Annotated in this window: 18 protein-coding genes; 7 read left to right on the top strand and 11 right to left on the bottom strand. The window is 65.3% G+C overall.

Annotation, left to right across the window (positions count from 1 at the left end; genetic code table 11):
• Positions 1 to 19: 19 nt before the first annotated feature.
• Positions 20 to 1,609: a gamma-glutamyltransferase gene (locus BI327_RS34635; protein ID WP_076865838.1), complete on the bottom strand. Its 1,590-nt coding sequence runs from the start codon at positions 1,607 to 1,609 to the stop codon at positions 20 to 22.
• Positions 1,610 to 1,713: 104 nt separating this feature from the next.
• Between BI327_RS34635 and BI327_RS34630 the strand changes: the two genes are divergently transcribed.
• Positions 1,714 to 2,487: an enoyl-CoA hydratase-related protein gene (locus tag BI327_RS34630; protein ID WP_076865837.1), complete on the top strand. Its 774-nt coding sequence runs from the start codon at positions 1,714 to 1,716 to the stop codon at positions 2,485 to 2,487.
• 18 nt (positions 2,488 to 2,505) lie between these two features.
• On the opposite strand, the gene BI327_RS34625 is transcribed toward BI327_RS34630, so the two are convergent.
• Entirely contained in the window at positions 2,506 to 3,519 is a 1,014-nt protein-coding gene (locus tag BI327_RS34625; protein WP_076865836.1) for a zinc-dependent alcohol dehydrogenase family protein, read from the bottom strand.
• A 199-nt stretch (positions 3,520 to 3,718) separates the two neighbouring features.
• On the opposite strand from BI327_RS34625, the gene BI327_RS34620 reads away from it, so the two are divergent.
• Positions 3,719 to 4,585 (top strand): DUF2066 domain-containing protein, encoded by an 867-nt coding sequence (locus tag BI327_RS34620; RefSeq protein WP_083742315.1) that lies wholly within the window; start codon positions 3,719 to 3,721, stop codon positions 4,583 to 4,585.
• Positions 4,586 to 4,614: 29 nt separating this feature from the next.
• Here BI327_RS34620 and BI327_RS34615 read toward each other — a convergent pair whose 3' ends face one another.
• The 8 genes from BI327_RS34615 to BI327_RS34580 all read right to left on the bottom strand — a co-directional run bounded on the left by BI327_RS34615 (position 4,615) and on the right by BI327_RS34580 (position 11,535).
• Entirely contained in the window at positions 4,615 to 5,568 is a 954-nt protein-coding gene (locus BI327_RS34615) for a helix-turn-helix domain-containing protein (protein ID WP_076865835.1), read from the bottom strand.
• Between the two features lie 177 nt (positions 5,569 to 5,745).
• Entirely contained in the window at positions 5,746 to 6,027 is a 282-nt protein-coding gene (locus BI327_RS34610; protein ID WP_021079000.1) for a hypothetical protein, read from the bottom strand.
• A 147-nt stretch (positions 6,028 to 6,174) separates the two neighbouring features.
• Positions 6,175 to 6,768 carry a MarR family winged helix-turn-helix transcriptional regulator gene (locus BI327_RS34605; RefSeq protein WP_076865834.1) on the bottom strand — a complete coding sequence of 198 codons (594 nt, stop codon included), beginning with the start codon at positions 6,766 to 6,768 and terminating at the stop codon, positions 6,175 to 6,177.
• Positions 6,765 to 8,078, bottom strand: a complete 1,314-nt coding sequence (locus tag BI327_RS34600; protein ID WP_076865833.1) for an MFS transporter — start codon at positions 8,076 to 8,078, stop codon at positions 6,765 to 6,767. Before BI327_RS34600 ends, BI327_RS34605 begins: the two co-directional genes overlap by 4 nt.
• 38 nt (positions 8,079 to 8,116) lie before the next feature.
• Entirely contained in the window at positions 8,117 to 8,440 is a 324-nt protein-coding gene (locus BI327_RS34595) for a non-heme iron oxygenase ferredoxin subunit (protein WP_076865832.1), read from the bottom strand.
• 8 nt (positions 8,441 to 8,448) lie between these two features.
• A complete protein-coding gene (locus BI327_RS34590; RefSeq protein WP_076865911.1) occupies positions 8,449 to 8,964 on the bottom strand; it encodes an aromatic-ring-hydroxylating dioxygenase subunit beta in 516 nt (171 codons plus the stop codon).
• Positions 8,964 to 10,337, bottom strand: a complete 1,374-nt coding sequence (locus BI327_RS34585; protein WP_076865831.1) for an aromatic ring-hydroxylating oxygenase subunit alpha — start codon at positions 10,335 to 10,337, stop codon at positions 8,964 to 8,966. Before BI327_RS34585 ends, BI327_RS34590 begins: the two co-directional genes overlap by 1 nt.
• A gap of 301 nt (positions 10,338 to 10,638) precedes the next feature.
• Positions 10,639 to 11,535 (bottom strand): LysR family transcriptional regulator, encoded by an 897-nt coding sequence (locus tag BI327_RS34580; RefSeq protein ID WP_076865830.1) that lies wholly within the window; start codon positions 11,533 to 11,535, stop codon positions 10,639 to 10,641.
• Positions 11,536 to 11,643: 108 nt separating this feature from the next.
• Here BI327_RS34580 and BI327_RS34575 point away from each other — a divergent pair, with 108 nt between their 5' ends.
• From BI327_RS34575 to ilvA, 5 genes are all read left to right on the top strand, one after another.
• The gene (locus tag BI327_RS34575; protein ID WP_076865829.1) at positions 11,644 to 13,263 is read left to right on the top strand and encodes an FAD-dependent monooxygenase; all 1,620 of its coding nucleotides are present in this window, start codon (positions 11,644 to 11,646) and stop codon (positions 13,261 to 13,263) included.
• 9 nt (positions 13,264 to 13,272) lie between these two features.
• Positions 13,273 to 14,064, top strand: coding sequence for an alpha/beta fold hydrolase (locus BI327_RS34570; protein ID WP_076865828.1), 792 nt, complete (start codon positions 13,273 to 13,275; stop codon positions 14,062 to 14,064).
• Positions 14,065 to 14,082: 18 nt separating this feature from the next.
• Complete coding sequence (locus BI327_RS34565) at positions 14,083 to 15,495, top strand: MFS transporter (RefSeq protein ID WP_076865827.1); 1,413 nt, start codon at positions 14,083 to 14,085, stop codon at positions 15,493 to 15,495.
• Between the two features lie 20 nt (positions 15,496 to 15,515).
• Positions 15,516 to 16,706, top strand: a complete 1,191-nt coding sequence (locus BI327_RS34560; RefSeq protein WP_076865826.1) for a M24 family metallopeptidase — start codon at positions 15,516 to 15,518, stop codon at positions 16,704 to 16,706.
• Between the two features lie 336 nt (positions 16,707 to 17,042).
• Entirely contained in the window at positions 17,043 to 18,584 is a 1,542-nt protein-coding gene (ilvA, locus tag BI327_RS34555) for a threonine ammonia-lyase, biosynthetic (RefSeq protein ID WP_076865825.1), read from the top strand.
• A gap of 18 nt (positions 18,585 to 18,602) precedes the next feature.
• Here ilvA and BI327_RS34550 read toward each other — a convergent pair whose 3' ends face one another.
• Positions 18,603 to 19,910, bottom strand: coding sequence for an MFS transporter (locus BI327_RS34550; protein WP_076865824.1), 1,308 nt, complete (start codon positions 19,908 to 19,910; stop codon positions 18,603 to 18,605).
• Positions 19,911 to 19,932 lie beyond the last annotated feature (22 nt).

The raw sequence follows: 19,932 nt of genomic DNA, 5'->3' as shown, positions 1-19,932 counted from the left end.
GAGAGCGCCCGCGATTGACTCACCCCTCCGCCACCGCGTCGCTCCAGGGCTGGAACGGCTCGGTGGCGCCAGAGTTGGTGGTGCCCTCGCGCAGCACCACGCTCGGGCAGGCGAACTTCATCGGCAGGGTCTGAATGCGGGCCTCCTCGAAGTCGAAGCGGCCGCGCAGCGCCTCGCGCACGCTGGCGGGCAGGCGGACATCGCCGATCACCACGGCGCCCTCGCTGGCGTCGATCCGCGGCTGGTGGATCGCGGCGTCGAGATCCATGCCGAAATCCATCACGAAGGAGAGAAGCTGCGAGATCGCCGGCAGGATACGCCTGCCGCCGGATGCGCCCACGGCCAGCGTGCGGCCGTCGGCGGCCTGCGCCACGACAGGCGTGTAGTTGGTCAGGCAGCGCTTGCCGGGCGCAAGCGAGTTCGGATTGCCTTGCGTCGGATCGAACCACATGATGCCGTTGTTCATGGTCAGCCCGGTGTTCGGCGTCACGAATTTGGAGCCAAAGGTCGACAGCAGCGTCTGCGTCACCGCGGCCATGTTGCCGTCGCGGTCGACCGCGGAGAAATGCGTGGTGCAGCTTGGTGCGATCGCTTCCGCGCCGAGCGCGCGGCGGCCGTCGACATCGCCCATGTCCTTCAGCCGCTCGCGATAGGCGGCTTGCAGCGCCTCGGCATAGGCGGCATAAGCCGCGGCATCCGGACCGCCCTGCGCGGGCGCGAACGCCTTTTGCAGCAGGCCGAGCGTGCGCGCCATGGTCGGACCCGCGGTCAATTCCGGCGTCGCATAGACCGTGCCGCCGCGATAGGGAATTTTCAGCGGCTCGCGCAGATGGGCGCGGAAGGCGGCGAGATCGCGCGCCGACAGCGCGCCGCCGGCGGCCTGGATATCGTCGGCGATGCTGCGCGCCAGATCGCCCTCGTAGAAATCGCGCGGGCCTGCGGCCGCGAGCTGCGCCATCGTCGCCTTGAGCTTGTCCTGCGGCATGCGGACCACCGAGCGGATGCCCCATTGCGCATTCGGCGGCAGGCCATCCTGCAGATAGGCCGCCGCGCTAGCGGGATAGCGCCTGAGATCGGCGGCGGAGCTTGCGATCATCGCGGTGGTCCACCAATCGACCAGCAGGCCTTCAGCGGCGAGCTTGACGCTCGGCGCCAGCAAATCCTTCCACGGCATTTTGGCGTGGCAGCGATGCGCCTCCTCCATGCCCGCGACGACGCCGGGCACCGCGATCGAGCCGGGACCGTGCAGGTTGCGGTCGTCCTTGACCCGTGCCCAGGGGAACAGGTCGGAGGCCGCGCCGCCGGTCAGCGGATAGTCCTCGATGCGCAGGCCGTCGGGGGCGCGCATGCCGTAGTCGATCACCTCGACGCGGTTCTCGCGGGCGCGATACAGCACCATCGCGCCACCGCCGCCGGCGCCGCTCATCCAGGGCTCCACCACGCCAAGCGCAAAGGTGGTTGCAATCACGGCATCGACGCAATCGCCGCCCGCAGCCAATACCTCTGCGCCGACCTCGGCCGCCCTGCGCGACTGCGCGGCGACGATGCCGCCCTTGGCGCTGACGGCCGGCTTGCGGATCACTTGCGAGTTGGAGAACTGGTCGGACATGGCGTTGCTTTCGCTGTTCTTGTTGCGGGCGGGTCACGTTGGCGTAGCATGCCAAGCAGGGCACTGTCAGTGCAACAACAAGAAGCAATTTCAGGGAGCGGAAAATGAGCGGTGTGAAGCGCGAACGGGACGGCAAGGTCGGCATCCTGACGTTGAATGATCCCGCCAGCCTGAACGCGATGACGCCGGACCTGCTCGGCGATCTTGCGCAGGCCGTCGGCGAGATGAGCCACGATCCCGGCATCCGCGCGCTGGTGCTGACCGGGGAGGGGCGCGGCTTCTGCTCCGGGCAGAACCTCAAGGCGTTCCAGTCGCTCGGCGACAACATCTACACCGGCGTGATGCGGCATTACTGGCCGGCGATGCAGGCCTTGCGCGAATGCCGCATGCCGGTCGTGGTGGCGGTCAATGGCGTTGCCGCCGGCGGCGGCTTCAGCCTCGCGATGTCCGGCGATATGATTTTGGCCGCGCGTTCGGCGAGCTTCATCCAGGTGTTCAGCCGGATCGGCCTGGTGCCCGATCTCGGCTCGACCTGGCTGTTGCCGCGGCTGGTCGGCCGCCAGCGCGCACTCGACCTGATGCTGCTGAACGAGCCGCTGCCGGCCGAGCGGGCCAAGGAGTGGGGGCTGGTGCGCGACGTCGTCGACGATGCAAGGCTGCTCGACGAGGCGAAGGCGCTCGCCGCCCGATTGGCCGATGGCCCGACGCGCGCGCTGGTCGCGACGCGGCAGCTGCTCGAGGAGAGCGAGCATGCGAGCTACGCCGATCAGTTCCGCCGCGAGATCGAGCTGCAGCAGGTGATCCGCGAAAGTGCCGACGCGAAGGAAGGCCGGCAGGCCTTCGTCGAGAAGCGCAAGGCCCAGTTCACGGGGCGCTAGGCCTTGCTGTGGTGTACGTCAGCCGATCGCAATCGCGACCTTGCCGAAATGCGCGCCGCTCGCCATGTGGGCGAACGCGTCCTTGACCTGGTCGAAGGCGAACACCTTGTCGATCACGGGCTTGACGCCGTGCACGCTGATGCCGTCGCACAGCGCCTGCAGGTCCTCGATCGAGCCGACGGTGACGCCTTGCAGCCGCTGCTGCTGCATCACCATCAGCGGCAGCCGCGAGTCGGACGAGGCAGGGCCGGCGAGCACGCCGATGAAGGCGATGGTGCCGCCGATTTTCGTCGCGCGGATCGACTCGTTCAGCGTGCCGACGCCGCCGACCTCGACGACGAGATCGACGCCGCGCCCGGTCAGCTCGCGTGCTTTCTTGCCCCAGTCGGGCGTGGTCTTGTAGTTCAGCGTGACGTCGGCGCCGAGCTGCTTCAGCCGCGCGATCTTGGCATCGCTGGACGAGGTCGCGATGACGCGGGCGCCGCACATCTTGGCGAATTGCAGCGCGAACAGCGAGACGCCGCCGGTGCCCTGGGTCAGCACCGTCTGCCCCGGCTTGAGGTCGCCGAGCTTGACCACCGCGCTCCACGCCGTGAGGCCGGCGCATGGCAGTGCCGCGGCCTCGATGTCGCTGAGATGGTCCGGCGTGCGCACCAGCGCGTGCGCCGGGAACACCCGGTACTCGGTCAGAACGCCGTCGACGCTGCCGCCGAGTGCCGCGCGCATCCGCGCCTCGCTCGGCTCGCCGCCGATCCAGCTTTCGAAGAAGCTGCCGATCACGCGATCGCCGGGCGCGAAACTTCTCACTCCGGGGCCGACCGACTCGACGATTCCGGCACCGTCGGAGACCGGTACCAGCGGAAATTTCTGGCGCGAGCCGTAACCGCCCTTGACCGTGAGCAGGTCGCGATAGTTCAGCGTCGCCGCCTTCAGCCGCACCAGGACTTCGCCGGGGCCGGCCTGCGGAACCGGCTTGTCGACCAGCGCAAGCGCGTCGACGCCGCCGGGGCCTTGCAACTCATAGCATTTCACGGGACGTCTCCTCGGTGTTCTCGTTTTGGGCAACGCCCTCGGCGCCGCCGCACATGCGCCGAGCATATGTCAGGCTTGCCGCGCGTGGCCATAGCGCGCAGCGCGGCCGATGGAATGGTGCCCATGTCCGAACAGGCTGGCGCTACCGGGAAATACCGTCAATCTGTGCCGTCAATGAAGTGACCGAGCGGAGGTGACGATGGCTGCCTTGCTTGAGAGGAAGCACAATCTGATTGCCATGCGTGCACGCGGCGTGGTTCGCGCGCTGCTTGCGGCTGCGTTGATCTGTTGTGATGGTGCGATGGCGGCGGACGAGAGCCTCTACCGTGCGCAGACCGTCGTCACCGGCCAGGGCGAGCCGAACCGCATCATCGGCTTCGCTGCATGCCTGGAGGATGTCCTGATCAAGGTCTCCGGTCAGCCCGCGCTGGCGAGCGACCGCCGGCTTGCCGCATACAAATCGAAGGCCAAGGAGTTCGTCAGCAGTTTCGACTATCACGATCAATATGCCGGCAAGCCGCATCACGACGAGCAGGGTACCCGCGACCGGCCCTACGACCTCACGGTCGCCTTCGACGACAATAAGATCGACGGCATTCTCGCCAAGCTCGGTCTCGAGCCGTGGCGGTCGGAGCGCCCGGTGCTCGGCGTCTTCGTCGAGATGCAGCACGGTCCGAAGGACACCATCGTCACATCGGACGGCACGCAGTCCGATTTGCAGCGCGACGCGCTCGCGGCCGCGGCCGGCAAGCGCGGCATGCGCGTCGTGCTGCCGGCCGCATCCGCGCTGACGAGCGCCAACGTCACCGCGTCCGAGCTGTTGAAGCAGCCGCCGGCGAAGCTGACCTCGATCATCGCGCCGCAAGGCGGCCAGGCGCTGCTGATCGGACGGCTGGTCTGGGATGACAATGATCTCGGCTGGGCGACGCGATGGCAGATGGCCTGGCAGGGCAAGGACTACAAATGGCAGTTCCGCGGCGTCACGTTCGATGAAGCCTTCCGCCGCGGCGTCGGCGGCGCTGCGCAGGTGTTGTCTGGCAATGGCGATCCGGGGCGGGCGAAATGAGTTTGTGCGAGCGCCGCGGCCGCTTCGCTTCAAACGGTGTAGCCGAGCGTCTGCGAAGGGTATTCTCCGAACATCGCGCGGTAATATTGCGAGAAGCGCCCGAGCTCGATGAAGCCCTGTTCGAGCGCGACCTTGGAGACGGTGGTCTGGTCCGGCGTGCTTTCGCGTAGGATCGAGCGGACCGTGCAGAGCCGCTTGTAACGCAGGAACGTCACCGGGCCGACGCCGAACACCTCGTGGAACGCGCGGTGCAGGCTGCGTCGCGACAGCCGTAGCTCGGTGCAGATTTCCGAGACATGGACCGGGCGGCTGCCCGCTGCGCGCAGATAATCCTCGACGTGGCCCACCAGTTTCATCGCCGACGGCAGATAGCTCGAGCCGTCGGGCGGCAGCGACGTGACGACCGTCGCCGTCACGCAGTCGATGATCGCGCGCTTCCAGAATTCGGCCGACGCGTCCGACAGCGCGTCCGGATACCGGGCGAGATGCGAGACGATCTGCGGCAGCCGGTCCGCGGCGCTCATGCCGATCGATGGGTCGGCGCGATAATGGTTCTTCGCGTTCCAGGTCTCGGCATCGGCGAGCCGCGGCTCGCCGCCGAACACGGCGGGCAGGTCGGCCATGTCGAAGCGAATCGCCGCGTAGGAGGAGGCCTTGTGAAAGACCCCGTCATGCTCGACCGATGGCGGAATCACCAGCACGTCGGCCGGCTGCATGTCGAATGCCCAATGCGTGACGCGATCGGTCGCATTCAGCAGCATTCCGATGATCAATTTGGGGTCGGTCGAGATGCGCTGGGTCCGGACCCCGACATTGAAGGCGCCGATGCTCAGCGAAAAATCGCCGATGCCGACATGGGACAACGTGCCGCGCAGCTTGCCGCGCTCAAGCTGCATGACTTCGACATGCGATCCCTTGACGGCCTGGTGGAGTCCCTCGAAGCCGTCAAGTTCGCCGGTGTTGACCGTCAGGTGCTGACCCACGCCCGCAACTGTAGCGTGATTGGTCCGGCGAGACCAACTGATTTAGCTCAGCTGCGACAATTGGGTAGGCCGATTTGTTTCGCGTGGCGAGATCGCTGCACGCGTACGGATCACGGCAGGCGGAAAAGGGAAGCACGGTTGACGGATCAGCGCCGCCGGACGCGCGCCGCCCGGTGGTTAGGCCGCCATCAGTTGCTCAAGCGCCACAGCCTGTTCGCGGGTCTGGAATGCGATGGCGGTGTGGGTGAAGCCCGATGACGCCTGGGTCTGCGCGATGTGATTGAGGACCTCGTTGCCCTTGACCACGTGGAGATCCATGCCAGGGCCGGCCGGGAAGATGCCGAGAACGACGTCATAGGCATCGACGATGGCCTTGAGGGCACCGCCCTTGTCTTCCGATGCGTCGATGAAGATACGAACATCCGCGGCGATACTACGAAGTTCGTCAAAGTCGATCACTGGAAGTCTCCCATACGCAACGCACTGATCGATCCTAGCTGCAACTTGCTTACTGAAACATAAATTGCGCCCGGTTCCGTCGTGCACTCACCGCCACGTGACTCGTATTTCGATCTGCGCGTTCGCCGTCTTGGCGGCCTGCCGCTTTCAGGCGTCCCTCGGCGGTCGCCGCTTCGCGATGCGTTTGACCGGCGCATGGGCCGGTGCGGCAAGTTCGGACTGATCCGCCATGTGCGGAATGCGGCGCTCGATGTGATCGACGACACGGAAGAAGGCATCCAGCGCCTTGGCGTCGAGGCCGGCCGTGAGGTTGCTGTGCCGGCGCAGGATTTCGTCGAGGCTGCGGTCGAGCAGTGCGACGCCCTGGGCCGTCAGGCGGATCTCGCTCCGGTTCCGGGCGCTGCCTCTGACCGGCGTCAGCTCGATCAGTCCCTTCTTCTTCAGCGACGTTGTCTCGCGGCTGACGACGGCCTTGTCGAGCTGCGCGTTGGTCCAGATGTCGTAGGCGCTGGCGGGCTCGTGCTCCCTGAGGAAGGACAGCACCCGCCATTCCGCGAGCGACACGCCGTAGGCCTGCGGGAAGAACGCATTGGCATTGGCGCGCAGTTTTGCGACCAGGCTCGAGAGCACTGTCGGCACGTAACGTTCGAAATCGATCACCAGTTCGGAGCGCGCGTCCTCCTTGGGGGCGCGGCGCGGGGCAGGGGCCTTGGTACGGCTTGATGCAGTCCGGCTTTTCATTCTTTCACGAGTTGAGAGCGGGCGATCAGGACCATGACCGCCGCGAGGAGGAGAACGCCTGTTACCACGAGGAATCCGATGGTGAAACTGCCCGAGGCGTCCTTGGCGCGTCCGATCACGATCGGGATCGTCGCACCCCCGATGCTGCCGATCGTGCTGACCAGGCCGATCGCGCCCGGCGCGCTCTGCCGCGACATGTAGGACTGCGGGATGGTCCAGAACACCGCCTGCGTACCATAGACGCCGACATTGGCGACCATGAATCCGATGATGATCCAGACTGGCGACGTCGAAAAGGCGGCGATGGCAAAGCCTGCGGCTGCGATCACGAAGGTCGTGGCCGCATAATAGAAGCGCTCGCCGACATGATCGGAATGCCGCGACAATGCGATCATGCCGATCAGGCCGGCGACCGGCGGGATCGCGGTCACGAAGCCGACCTGCGAGTTCGGCAGGCCGAACGACTTGATGATCTGCGGCAGCCAGGGGAACAGCGACGCCAGCCCGCAGAACAGGCCGAAATTGCACAGGCCGAACAGCAGCACCATCGGCTTGGTGATGGTCCGGAGCACGCCCTCGGCGTGCACCACGCCGGTTGCCTTGGCGTCGCGCTCGAGCGCGCCGGTCAGCCAGTTGCGCTGCGCCGTCGACAGCCAGCTCGCCTGCTGCGGGCGGTCGGTCAGGTAGAAGATGCCGACGATGCCGAGAATGATGGGCGGCACGCCTTCGAGGATGAACAGCCATTTCCAGCCCGAAATCCCGAACACTCCATTGAGCTCGAGGATCGCGCCGGAGATCAGCGAGGCGAAGATGTAGGAGATCGGCACCGCATAGTTGAACATCGCGTTGTAGCGGGCGCGATAGCTGAACGGAAACCACAGGCTGAGCAGCAGCATCACGCCGGGAAACAGGCCGGACTCGGCAAACCCGAGGAAGCCGCGGAATGCATAGAGGCTCAGCGGCCCCTGGGTGAAGGCCATCAGCACCGTGGCGATGCCCCACAGGATCGCGATCCGCGTCAGCGTGACCCGCGCACCGTATTTGCTGAGGATGAGATTGCTCGGGATCTCGAAGATGGAATAGGTGAAGTACATGATCCCGACCGCGATGCCGAACATCTCGGCATTGAGCCCGAGCTCCTTGTTCATCTGCAGCGCGGCAAAGGAGATGTTTCCGCGGTCGAGAATGGCGAGGAAGTACATCGCCATCACGAACCACATCAGGCGCAGCGCGACCTTGCGGATCGTGGTGCGTTCGATCTCCGCATCGGCGGTCGTTATCGCCGCCTTGTCCATCACGACTTCGGTCATTCCTGTTTCCCCCGATTTTTGATTATTTGATGGTTGCTTTATGCAGGCAGGCAGACTTCCAGCCTGTCGCCTGTGACCCGCACGGGATAGGTCTGGATGTCGATCTCGACCGGATTGGTCAGCGCCTCGCCGGTTCGGATGTCGAAGCGGCCCATATGCAGCGGGCATTCGATCTCGCAGCCGTCCAGCATGCCGTCGGACAGCAGCGCCTCCGCGTGCGTGCAGATATTGCTCGTGGCGTAGTACTCAGTGCCGACGCGATAGAGCGCGATGTGGTGACGGCCGATCTCGATGCCGTACGGCTCGCCTTCGTTCAGTGCGCTCAGTGCGGCACCGTCGTGCCAGGTTCCTTCATCCGCCATGTGCCCTCTCAAATGCTGTAGAAATCGAGCACGGTCGGAATCCGGTCATTGACCAGCGTGATGACCTTGCGCGCGATCTTCCAGGTGTCGCCTTCACGTCTCAGCGTGTGCTGATAGCGCCCGTGACGCAGATGCTCCCTGGCCACGCGTGGGTCGTAGACATGGACCGAGAACACCGAGTGACAGATGATCTGGTCAGGTCCGGTCTCGGTCGCCTCCAGGTTCGAGATCTGATGCACGGTGCGCGGCAGCGGCAGCGCGGTGATCGATTTGCGCGACTCGATGCGCGCGATCCGCTCCTCCAGCCCGCGCCGCGCATCGTGGTAGAGCAACGAGACCTGCGTATCGGGATCGCTGGTCGTGGTGTACTCGTCGAGCCATGCCGGCACCCAATAGACGGCATCCTCGCTGTACATCGCGACCCAATCGGCCCATTCGCCGGTGTCGAGCAGGCGGGCTTCGCGGAAGATGATCGCGGCGGCGACCGCGTGGGCATCCGCTTGCTTGATTGTGTTGGCTGTCATCACGCCGTCTCCCCCGCGGCGTGCTGCAACAGCCTGCGCCACTCGCGATATCCGGGGTGGAAATTGGTCTCGCCGCCAAAACTTGTAGGACCGAACGACCATTCCGACGCGGTGATGCCGAGCTCGCGCGAATGCGCGCTGTCGCCGTGGCCGACATCTGCGACGCCGCGCAGATAGCCTTGGGTGGGCGCGGCGGTGGTCGCCTCGTAGCCGGTCTGGCAGAACTCATACATGACGTTGTCGTCGGAGCTGGCGAGCCCCGAGGCGTTGAAGAAGTCTTCGTAGTTGCGAATCCGCAGCGTGCGCGCCGCGGCGCTTTCGCCGACCGGGGCGAGGCAATGCGACACCATCTCGGTCTTGTCGGGCGCCAGCGGCCGCCAGGTCCGGACCTGCGCCGAGAGGATGTCGATGACCTGCAGATTTGGGAAGATCGTGAGGTTGCGCTGGCGGAGCATCCACTTGGCGCGGGTGCTGCCGACCCGTTGCCGTACGGCGTCGAGGCGCGCCGGATCCATGCCGAGCGGCCGGCCATAGAGCTGCGTGCGCTTGATCGACCAGTTGACGGCATGGCCATAGTCGAAGCTGAAGCTGCCTTGCCCTTCCTGCTCGCCTTCCGGCTCCGCGGTGAATCCGGTGTCCGGCCCGGCGGTGGCATTGCGCTTCTTCAGGATATCGACATAGGAGCTGTGGGTGGTCGCGAAATGATAGTAGTCGAGGCCGTTCTCGAACTGCAGCTTCCAGTTGGCGTCGAACGTATAGGTGCTGGCGCCCGGCACGAACTCGACCTCGCCGCTGTCGCTCTGGTCGATGATGAGGTCGAGGAAGGCGCGGGTGTCGCCGAGAAACTCTTCCAGCGGCGGAACGTCGGCCGAGAGGCTCGCGAACAGGAAGCCGCGATACGCGCCGAGCCGCGCGACCGGCAGCAGATCGTGGTTCTGGTTGGAGAACGACGGCGGATACTGCCCGCTCGCTTCCTCGGTCACCGAGATATTGCGGCCGCTCGAATCGTAGGCCCAGCCGTGATAGCGGCAGACGTGGAATTTCTGCCGGCCCTGCTTGAACGGGCAGACGACCGTGCCGCGATGCCGGCAGGTGTTGAGGAACGCGCCGACCTTGCCGTCGGCACTCCGCATCACCAGGATCGGATGCCGGCCGATATGGGTGGTGACGAAGTCGTTGGGCCGCGCGACCTGCGATTCCAGGCCGATGAAATTCCACGTCGCCTCGAAAATATGCCGAAGCTCGGCGTCGAACACCTCGGGATCGGTGAAGATCCGGCGATCGACCGCGAAGATGCGCTCGGCGGGCCGGTCGTCAATCAGCCGGGAAATCTCACGCAGCCGTGCCGCGTGGTTCTGCGAAGCAGCGTTCATCACGTCCTCCCTTCGACAAGCCGCCGGCCGTGCAGGGCGAGCATCAAGGTCGCCGTGCAGCCAACGCAGTTTCACGGCTCTCGTCGTTCCACGGCGAGACCAGCCGGCTTGATCGCCAATCTTGGAACGACTCTATAGTTGTCATGACAACTATGGTCAAGACGGTTGGCCGACCGGAAAGCCGGAGCTGGACGTGGCTGGGCCCGGCCGGTCGCCCGGGCGGCCGCCGGGAAACAGCAGTATGGCCGCGCGGATTGCTACCGCGCGAAAGCAGCGGGTGGTCCGGAGTGCCAGGGAGCGCTCAGGTCTTGCGCACCGGCGCTGTCAGGATAATTCCCTGATCGATCAGGCCGCGGCAGATCTTCTTCAGCGCGGTGATCGCCTCGCGCGTCGCCCGGCTCACCGGCCGTCCGCGCGGCAATGCCAGGACGCGGTCGGCGCGCATCCACGGCAACAGCGCCGCCGACAGCACGCCGGCAGCTACTTCCTGGTGAATTCCGGAGAAGGGCAGCAAGGCATAGCCGAGGCCTTCGGCAACCATGCGCTTCATCGGGGTGCTGTTGTCGACCCGCACCGCGCAGAGCATCGTCGACGGGAACGGGTTGCGGCTGAGCGGCGCCACCGCGGAGGGCAGGGCGTCGAACTCCTTGCGGGTCAGCCTGCCGCGCTTCAGCAGCGGATCGCGCGCCGGCCCGATCAGGAACACCTGTTCGACCATGAGCAGTTCATGGTCGAGGTGATCGTTGGGCGACGGCGCCGTCACGATCGCCAGATCGAGCTCACCTCGCAACAGGCGCTCGGATGCGCTCTCCGTCAGGCCCTCGTTCAGCTCGAGCCGCACGCGCGGAAACTGCGTCACGAATGTCCGGGCCAGCGGCGGGTAGAGGATGTCGCCGAGGCTCGGCGGCGCGCCGATCCGCACCGTGCCGCTCGGCTCACGATTCTCAGTGCGTACCTCGGCCTTGATGTCGTCGATCGTGCCAAGCAGCCAGCGCCCTCGCGCCAGCAGCACCTTGCCGGATTCCGTGACGGAAACGCCGCGTGCGCCGCGCTCGAGCAGCGCGCCGCCCAATTCCTCCTCGAGTTCCTTGACGTGACGGCTGAGCGCCGACTGGGCGACATTCAGCGTGCTCGCCGCGGCGGCAAAGCCGCCACGCTCGGCCACGGCCACGAAATAGCGGATCTGCCGCAGGTCCATGATGGCGCTCCATCTCAAATCGAGATCGATACCATATCAAACATATTCTTGTGAGATACCAAAAAGAGCGCAGTCTCCTCGCAACGATCAAACCGAGGAGAGACAAGGATGGGCATCGCCACCGATGAGGCACGCCGGACGTCCGTATTCATCGCCGGCGGCGGGCCGGTAGGGCTTGCGATGTCACTGCTGCTCGATCGCTTCGGCATCGACTGCGTGGTGGTCGAGAAGAGCCCGACGACGACAGATCATCCCAAGTCGCGCGGCTGCTGGGTCCGCACCATGGAGATCTTCCGGCAATGGGGGATCGAGCAGGCGATCCGCGACCGCGGCCTGCAGGACAACTCCGACATGTTCGTGTTCCTCGACAGCATCGCGGGACATGAGTTCGGCCGCACCCGTCCCGAGCCGAATGTCGGTCATACACCCGCATGGAAGAGCCTGGTCGCCCAGGACGCCGTCGAGGAGGAAATCCTGCGGGTGGTCGAGAAGTCCAAACACGCCACGGTCCTGTTCAACACGTCCTGCGAGTCGTTCGAGGAGACCAACAGCGGCGTCAACGTAACGACCCGTTGCGAGAAGACCGGCGCGGTGATGCGGTGGACGGCGACCTATCTGATCGCCGCGGATGGCGCGGGCAGCCAGACCCGGCGTAGCGCCGGGATCGAAATGGTCGGACCATCCACGCTGGCGGTGATGTCGAACGAGTATTGGCGAGCCGATCTGTCGCGGTTGCCGATTGCGCGCGAGGCCGCCGGCTTCATCATCGTCCCCGAAAGGCCCGATCTGCCGCGCGCCGGCATCCTCAACACCAACGGCAGGGATCGCTGGCTGACCGTGACGCAGATCGGCCTGACCAAGGACGATCGCGAGCGGCCGTGGACCGACCAGGAGTTCATCGAGATCGCGCGCGGCCATGTCGGCATTCCCGACCTCGATGTCACGCTTTTGAACCGTTCGATCTGGCGCGTCAGCATGCAGGTGGCCGAGACCTTCCGGAAGGGCCGGGTGTTTCTGGTCGGCGACTGCGCGCACCGCTTTCCGCCGACCGGCGGCTTCGGCCTGAACTCCGGCGTTCAGGACGCACACAATCTCGCCTGGAAGCTCGCCTTCGTTCTGAAGGGCCTGGCGGATGAGAAGCTGCTCGACAGCTATTCCAGCGAACGCCGCCCGATCGCGCAATCCAATGCCAATTTCAGCTACGGCAACCGGCTGCGCTTCGGTCTGACCGACGACGCCGTGCGATCACGCAATCCAGACCGCATCAGGTTCTGGATCAACGACATGGATAATCATCTGCACAGCATCGGTCAGAACCTCGGGCACAATTACGAGGAGGGTGCGGTGATCCCCGATGGCACCGTCGCGAAGGCGTTGAACTCCCGCTACTACACGCCGACGGACCGTCCCGGCGCGCGCTTTCCGCACATGTGGCTCGAGCCTTCGCGGAAGAAATCGACGCTCGACTGGTTCGACAAGGAATTCACCGTCGTCACCGGGCCGCTCGGCAGCGAATGGCTGGAGGCGGGACGGCAGGTATCGGAGAAGACCCGCCTGCCGCTGTCGCTGAAGCAGTTGCCGTCGGCGGATCCGGCGGACGGCTTCCAGCTCGGCATGCGCGGCGCCGTGCTGGTGCGCCCCGATGGACATGTGGCGTGGCGGATGCCGTGGCTGCCGTCGGATCCGGCGAAGGAGCTGGCCGGCGCGCTTTCAACACTGCTGCACTAGGGGCCTCCGATGCAATCGTTCGAAGCCAACGGCGTCATCACGGCGTTCGAGAAAACCGGACATGGCGAGCCGATCGTGCTGCTGCATGGCGGTGAAGCCGATCACTCGATGTTTAACGATCTTGCGCCGGCGCTGGCGGCGCATTTCACCGTGATCGCCTATGATCAGCGCGACTCCGGCGCCACCAGGAATCCCCCGTCGTCCTATTCGCTGGCCGACCTGGCCGATGATGCCGCGGCCCTGATCAAGGGACTCGGGTACGATCGCGCCCATGTCTTCGGCACCTCCCTGGGCGGCCAGATCGCGCAAGTGCTGGCGGCGCGCCATCCCGGCAGCATCGATCGCCTGGTCCTGAGCAGTACCTGGAAGGTCAACAAGAGCCCGCTCGACGTCAATGCGGATGCCTTCCGCACACTCGCGTCCTACCGCGCGGACACCGCAGGCAACGCGCCGAAGATTGCGGAGTTCTTCTTCCCGCCGGATTATCTGCGCGCGCGGCCCGAACTGATCGACATCTTCCGTGGCGCCAACCGCGACGACGGCCAGAAGGCGCGCCGCGGCGCCTTGCTGGCGCAGCCTGTCGCCGCCGATCTGACCGGCTTCGATCGCCCGACGCTGCTGCTTGCGGGCAGCGACGACCGGTTGATCCCGAATGCCGAGACATTTGCGCTCGCCCGCGATCTTGCCTGCGTCGAGACCAGGACGATCGCGAACGCCGGCCACGTCGCCTCGATCCAGGCGCCCGAGCAGGTGGCGGAGGCGGTGACGGCATTCCTGAATTCAAAAAAGAAGGCAGCTTGACAACAACAGGGGGAGACCATGGTTGAGCAAACGAACGCAGTGCCGTTCGACGAAGCGCCGGTGACGACGCGCTATTGGTTATCGATCATCATCTTCGCCGTGGCAGGCGTGGTCGATTTCTTCGATTTCTTCGTCGTCGGCTTCCTGGTCTCGGTGCTGGCGCCGAAATGGCACCTGACGTTCGGGCAGACCTCGATCATGCTGATGAGCGCCGGCATCGGCGCGATGCTCGGGGCGTTCGTCGCGGGCTTCCTCGCCGATCGTTTCGGGCGCAAGCCGTTGGCGGTTGCCGGCGTCATGCTCTGCGGCCTGACCTCGGGCGCGATCGCGTTCATTCCGGAAGACGGCTGGGTCGCGTTTGCGATCCTGCGCTTCTTCGTCGGCTTCGGCCTTGCCGCGGGCGCGGCGGCGGCGGTTCCTGCGATCGTCGAATTCGCCCCGACCCGTCATCGCACGCTGGTGACGAGCCTCGTGGTCGTGCCGGTTGCCTTTGGCGTGCTGTCGGCGTCGGTGACGGCGAGCTTCCTGCTGCCATTGGTCGGCTGGCGCGGATTGGCGGCGGTCGGCTTCCTGCCGATCATCCTCGGAATTCTGACCATGATCATCATGCCGGAATCGCCGCGCTGGCTGATCAGCAAGGGCCGCGTGCGCGAGGCGCAGGCGAGCATCCGGAAACTCTATCGGGTCGGCGGCGATGCGTTCACGCTGCCCACGTTGCCGCCGGCGAATCCGGCGACATTTGCCGATCTCTTTGCCGAGCAGCGGCGCTTCTGGCTGACGGTGCTGATCTGGTTCGGCGCCAGCACGGCGAACTACGGAGTCTTCTTGTGGGGGCCGACCATCGTGGCGCTGCTGCTTGGCGTCGCACCCCAGGAAGCGGCGAAGATGTTCATCTATGTCAGCCTCGCCGGCGTCCTCGGCCGGACCGGCTTCGCTTTCCTCGCGCATCGGATCGGCCGCAAGCCGTGTGGCCAGTTGATGGGCTATGGCACCGCGGTTTCGCTGGCGCTGGCGGCTTATTTCCATAACGACTTTGCCGGCTCGGTGCCGCTGTTCCTGGTCTTCCTGACCGTCGGTGCCGTGTTCTTCGACGGCGGGTTCTCGAACATCGGGCCGTATCCCGCGGAGATCTTTCCGGTCCAGATTTCGGGACGCGCGGTCGGCCTTGCCCAGCTCTCGAACGGGGTCGGCAAGATCGTAGGCCCGCTGTGTCTCGCATTGATCGCCGGTGCGGACAATCTCGTGCATCCGAGCGCAACGGCCGCGGCGGTGATGCCGGCGTTCTGCTTTCTTGCCGGCGCGGGTCTCCTGATCGGGCTTGCCTTTACGTTCCTCGGAGTCGAGCCGCACGGACGTCCGGTGGCGCTGTTCGGCGAGAACGCAGGCGCGAGCGCCACATCGAAGTCGCTGGCGGCGAAGACGGCCACTTGAGAAAACGAAAGGTCTTAACCATGGACAACGCGTTCGACACGATCGCAACTGCGGCGCCGTTCGATACTGCAAAGCTCGACCGGCTGATGGACGAGGCGGGGCTCGACATCCTGATCGCCACCTCGCGTCACAATGTGCAGTATCTGCTCGGCGGCTATCGTTTCTTTTTCTTCGATGTCATGGAGGCGATCGGCACCAGCCGCTATCTGCCGGTGTTCGTCTATCAGAAAGGACATCCGGAAAACTCGATCTACATCGGCAACCGCATGGAGAAGTTCGAGCATGAGCTCGGACGGATATGGACGCCGCTTGTCGAGACAGGCAGCTGGGGGACGATCGACGCGATGGCGCTCGCGATCGATCATGTAAGAAAGCTGGGCGGCACGGCAAAGCGCGTCGGCATCGAGGCCGGCTTTCTGCCGGCCGACGCCAGGGATCATCTGCTTGCCGGTCTTGGCAATCTCGAATTCCGCGAGGCCCATTTCACGCTTGAACGCCTCCGTGCCGTCAAATCTCCCGCCGAGCTCGACCTCATCAGGGAGGCGTCCGTACGCGTCGTCGACGCGATGATGGCGACGTTCAAGGCCTGCGACCCGGGCATGAGCAAGAACGACGTCGTCGCCCGTCTGCGCCGCGAGGAGCAGGAGCGCGATCTCGTGTTCGAATATTGCCTGATCGCCGGCGGCAAGAGCCACAACCGTGCGCCGTCGAACCAGCGTCTCGAGGAGGGCGACGTGATCTCGATCGATTCCGGCGGAAACTACCGGGGCTATATCGGCGACCTCAGCCGCATGGGCATTTTGGGTGAGCCCGACGCCGAATTGCGCGAACTGTTGCAAGAAATCGAGGACATCCAGCAGGTTTCGCGCCGCGTGATCCGGCCGGGCGCCATGGGCGGCGACATCATTACGGCAGGCGAAGCGGCGGTAAAATCCTCGCCGCATCGCGCCGTGCTCGACTTCACGGCGCACGGCATCGGGCTCGTCAGTCATGAAGCGCCGCGCCTGACCGCGACCGGCCCGGTGCCTTACGTACCGTATGACGCCGGCCGGCCGCTCGAGCGCGGCATGGTGATCTCGATCGAAACCGCGCTGCTGCATCCGGCGCGCGGCTACATCAAGCTCGAGGACACCCTGATCGTCACCGAAGCGGGCTGGGAAGCACCCGGTGACCACGGCCGGGAATGGAATTCATCACGTCTCATGACGTGAACCGGTCAAACCCAGGGCAGCATTTTTGGATGGGTCACCGATTCGGCTGCGGTGCTGGAGGCGCTCGTCGGTCGATTTCGGAATACTAGAAATATATCCCTGAGTTGCCCGACGTGTCAAGTTGCCCGGCCGCCGCCGGCTCCTTTGCATGGGGTTGTTTTCGATATTTTGGCGGCGCCCCGCCTGCCGCCGGTCTTTGCTTCACTCGCGCCTCCGGTCATGCGATGCTTCGCGCTGGATGCAGCGGCGGTTCCGTGCCGTCTGCTCGCCAGGTCGGCGCCGATGATGGGCAGGTGCAACCGATAAGGATTGCCTCCCATCGACAGAAGCGACCCGATGACCGCCAACGCGCTCCACGACTACGCCCAAAGCATCCTCACCGCCCGCGTCTACGACGTGGCGGTCGAGACGCCGCTCGACCCGATGCCGCGGCTCTCGGAGCGCTTGTCGCGATCCGTGCTGCTGAAGCGGGAAGACTTCCAGCCGATCTTCTCGTTCAAGCTTCGCGGCGCCTACAACAAGATTGTCAGGCTGCCGGAGGCGCAGCGCAGGCTGGGCGTGATCTGCGCGTCGGCGGGCAATCACGCGCAGGGCGTGGCGCTGTCGGCGCGCAAGCTCGGCATTCCCGCGACGATCGTGATGCCGCGGACGACGCCCGCCATCAAGGTCGAAGCTGTCCGGCGTCTGGGCGGCGACGTTGTGCTGCATGGCGACGCCTTCGACGACGCGCAGACCAAGGCCAGGGAGATCGAGGTCGCGCGCGGCCTGACCTTCGTGCATCCGTTCGACGACCCGGATGTGATTGCCGGCCAGGGGACCGTCGGGATGGAGATCCTGCGGCAGCATCCCGATCCGATCGAAGCGATCTTCGTGCCGATCGGCGGTGGCGGGCTGGCGGCCGGCGTCGCCGCGTTCGTCAAGTTCCTCAATCCGTCGATCAAGGTCGTCGGCGTGGAGCCGGCCGACGCCGCCTCGATGGCGGCGGCGTTGGCAAAAGGCAGCGTGGTCGCGCTGGATCAGGTCGGACTGTTCGCCGACGGCGTCGCGGTTCGCAAGGTCGGAACCGAGACGTTCCGGCTCTGCCGCGATTTGCTCGACGAGGTCGTCACCGTCGATACCGACGCGATGTGCGCGGCGATCAAGGACATCTTCGATGACGTGCGATCGGTGGCCGAGCCGTCGGGAGCATTGGCGCTCGCCGGCCTCAAGGCCTATGCCGAGCGCGGCGCGCTGAGCGACGGCAGCCTGATCGCCGTCAACAGCGGGGCCAATCTGAATTTCGACCGGCTGCGCACCATCGCCGATCGCGCCGAGGTCGGCGAGCATCGTGAGGCCTTGCTTGCGGTGACCGTACCGGAGAAGCCGGGCAGCTACCGGCACTTCATCCGTATCCTCGGTTCGCGCGCCATCACGGAGTTCAACTACCGCTTCAACGAGACGACCGCGCCGGCGCAGCTGTTCGTCGGCATCGCGCTGAGCCGCGGCGAGGCCGAGAAGCGGGAGGTCATGGAGCTGCTGCGGCGAGAGGGCTATCCGATCCTCGACCTGAGCGACAACGAGATGGCCAAGGACCATGTACGCTACATGGTGGGTGGCCGCGCCCCGCTGCTCAAGGACGAAGTGATCTACCGCTTCGAGTTTCCGGAGCGTCCCGGCGCGTTGCTGAAATTCCTCGAGAGCCTAGCACCCGATTGGAACGTCTCGCTGTTCCACTACCGCAATCACGGCGCTGATTACGGGCGCATCCTGGCTGGCATCGAGGTCAAGCCGCAGGAGCGCGCCCGGTTCGTGCAGGCGCTGGATGCGCTCGGCTATCCCTACTGGAACGAGAGCGAGAATCCGGCCTATCGGCTGTTTCTCTCTGCCGAGAAGGGATGAAGATCCACTCGCTGCTGGTCAAATCCTGCCGGCAACCAGTTTGAGCGAGCCGGCGATTCCTGTCGCCAGCACGAGGATCACCGCCATCCCGATCATGCCGGCGTTGAACGATCCGGTCGCGTCCTTCAGGAAGCCGACCATGTAAGGACCGACGAAGCCGCCGAATGCGCCGACGGAGTTGATGAACGCGATGCCTCCGGCTGCCGCGGCACCGGTCAGGAAGCTCTGCGGGATCGTGTAGAACACCGTGCGTGCCGAGATCGTGCCGACCAGCGCCAGTGTCAGGCAGGCGAGCGCCGGAACGAGCGAGCTGAAGAGCACGGACAGCGCAAGGCCAAGGGCACCGAGGATCAGCGCGGCCGTCAGGTTGTAGATCTTGTGGCCCTTGCGGTCGACGAGACGCGCCCAGAACAGCATGCCGATCGTCGCGAACAAATAGGGGACCGCGGAAAGCCAACCGACTTGCATGTTGCTCAAACCGTGGCTCTTCAGGATCAATGGCAGCCAGATGCCGATGCCGTAGGAGCCGATCGTGAAGGCGAAGGTGATCGCGGTGAGCATCAGCACGCGGATATCCTGCATGGCGGCCCACAAATCCTTTTTGGGCTTGTCGTGCTTGTCGCCGGCCAGCGCGGCGAGCAGCGCATGCCGCTCCTCGGGCGTGAGCCAGCGGGCCTGCTCGGGCGTGTCGGCGAGCAGCACGAGGCAGAGAATTCCGAGCAGGCAAGCCGGCAGGCCTTCGAGCAGGAACATCCACTGCCAGCCTGCAAGTCCCCAGAATCCATCCATGCCGAGCAGCGCTGCCGAGATCGGGCTGCCGAGCAGCGAGGAGAGCGGCGTCGCGGCCATGAACAGGGCCAGCACGCCGGTGCGGTGCTTCTCCGGAAACCAGATCGAGAGATACCAGATCACGCCCGGAAAGAATCCGGCCTCGAACACGCCGAGCAGAAAGCGGATCGCGTAAAAGCTGTAGGGCCCGACTGCGAACGCGGTTGCGGCAGCGGCAAGGCCCCAGGTGATCATGATGCGGGCCAGCCAGCGCCGGGCGCCGAACCGGTACATCATCATGTTGCTGGGAACTTCCAGCAGGCAGTAGCTGAAGAACAGGATGCCGGCGCCCCAGCCGAATTGCGTGGCGCTCAGGCCGATATCCTTGTTCATTTGCAGCGCAGCAAAGCCGACGCTGGTGCGGTCGAGATAGTTGAAGAGATAGGCGAGGCCGAGCAGTGGCACCAGGCGCCAGGTATTCTTGGAAAGGGCGCTCGCGAGCAACCCTGCATCCGGATTGCCCTCCGTGAACGATCCGTTGGCTACGATCTCGGTCATCCGCCGATCCTCCCCTGCATGC

Source organism: Bradyrhizobium mercantei (assembly GCF_001982635.1).
GTDB lineage: Bacteria > Pseudomonadota > Alphaproteobacteria > Rhizobiales > Xanthobacteraceae > Bradyrhizobium > Bradyrhizobium mercantei.
Note: the sequence above shows the minus strand (reverse complement) of the source record. Positions and strands in the feature narration are given on the sequence as shown.

Coding starts and splice junctions, on each gene's coding strand:
- BI327_RS34570 (WP_076865828.1), top strand. CDS start 13,273: ATGCAATCGTTCGAAGCCAACGGCGTCATCACGGCGTTCGAGAAAACC.
- BI327_RS34595 (WP_076865832.1), bottom strand. CDS start 8,440: ATGGCGGATGAAGGAACCTGGCACGACGGTGCCGCACTGAGCGCACTG.
- BI327_RS34565 (WP_076865827.1), top strand. CDS start 14,083: ATGGTTGAGCAAACGAACGCAGTGCCGTTCGACGAAGCGCCGGTGACG.
- BI327_RS34550 (WP_076865824.1), bottom strand. CDS start 19,910: ATGACCGAGATCGTAGCCAACGGATCGTTCACGGAGGGCAATCCGGAT.
- BI327_RS34630 (WP_076865837.1), top strand. CDS start 1,714: ATGAGCGGTGTGAAGCGCGAACGGGACGGCAAGGTCGGCATCCTGACG.
- BI327_RS34635 (WP_076865838.1), bottom strand. CDS start 1,609: ATGTCCGACCAGTTCTCCAACTCGCAAGTGATCCGCAAGCCGGCCGTC.
- BI327_RS34575 (WP_076865829.1), top strand. CDS start 11,644: ATGGGCATCGCCACCGATGAGGCACGCCGGACGTCCGTATTCATCGCC.
- BI327_RS34600 (WP_076865833.1), bottom strand. CDS start 8,078: ATGACCGAAGTCGTGATGGACAAGGCGGCGATAACGACCGCCGATGCG.
- BI327_RS34580 (WP_076865830.1), bottom strand. CDS start 11,535: ATGGACCTGCGGCAGATCCGCTATTTCGTGGCCGTGGCCGAGCGTGGC.
- BI327_RS34605 (WP_076865834.1), bottom strand. CDS start 6,768: ATGAAAAGCCGGACTGCATCAAGCCGTACCAAGGCCCCTGCCCCGCGC.
- BI327_RS34620 (WP_083742315.1), top strand. CDS start 3,719: ATGGCTGCCTTGCTTGAGAGGAAGCACAATCTGATTGCCATGCGTGCA.
- BI327_RS34585 (WP_076865831.1), bottom strand. CDS start 10,337: ATGAACGCTGCTTCGCAGAACCACGCGGCACGGCTGCGTGAGATTTCC.
- ilvA (WP_076865825.1), top strand. CDS start 17,043: ATGACCGCCAACGCGCTCCACGACTACGCCCAAAGCATCCTCACCGCC.
- BI327_RS34590 (WP_076865911.1), bottom strand. CDS start 8,964: ATGACAGCCAACACAATCAAGCAAGCGGATGCCCACGCGGTCGCCGCC.
- BI327_RS34560 (WP_076865826.1), top strand. CDS start 15,516: ATGGACAACGCGTTCGACACGATCGCAACTGCGGCGCCGTTCGATACT.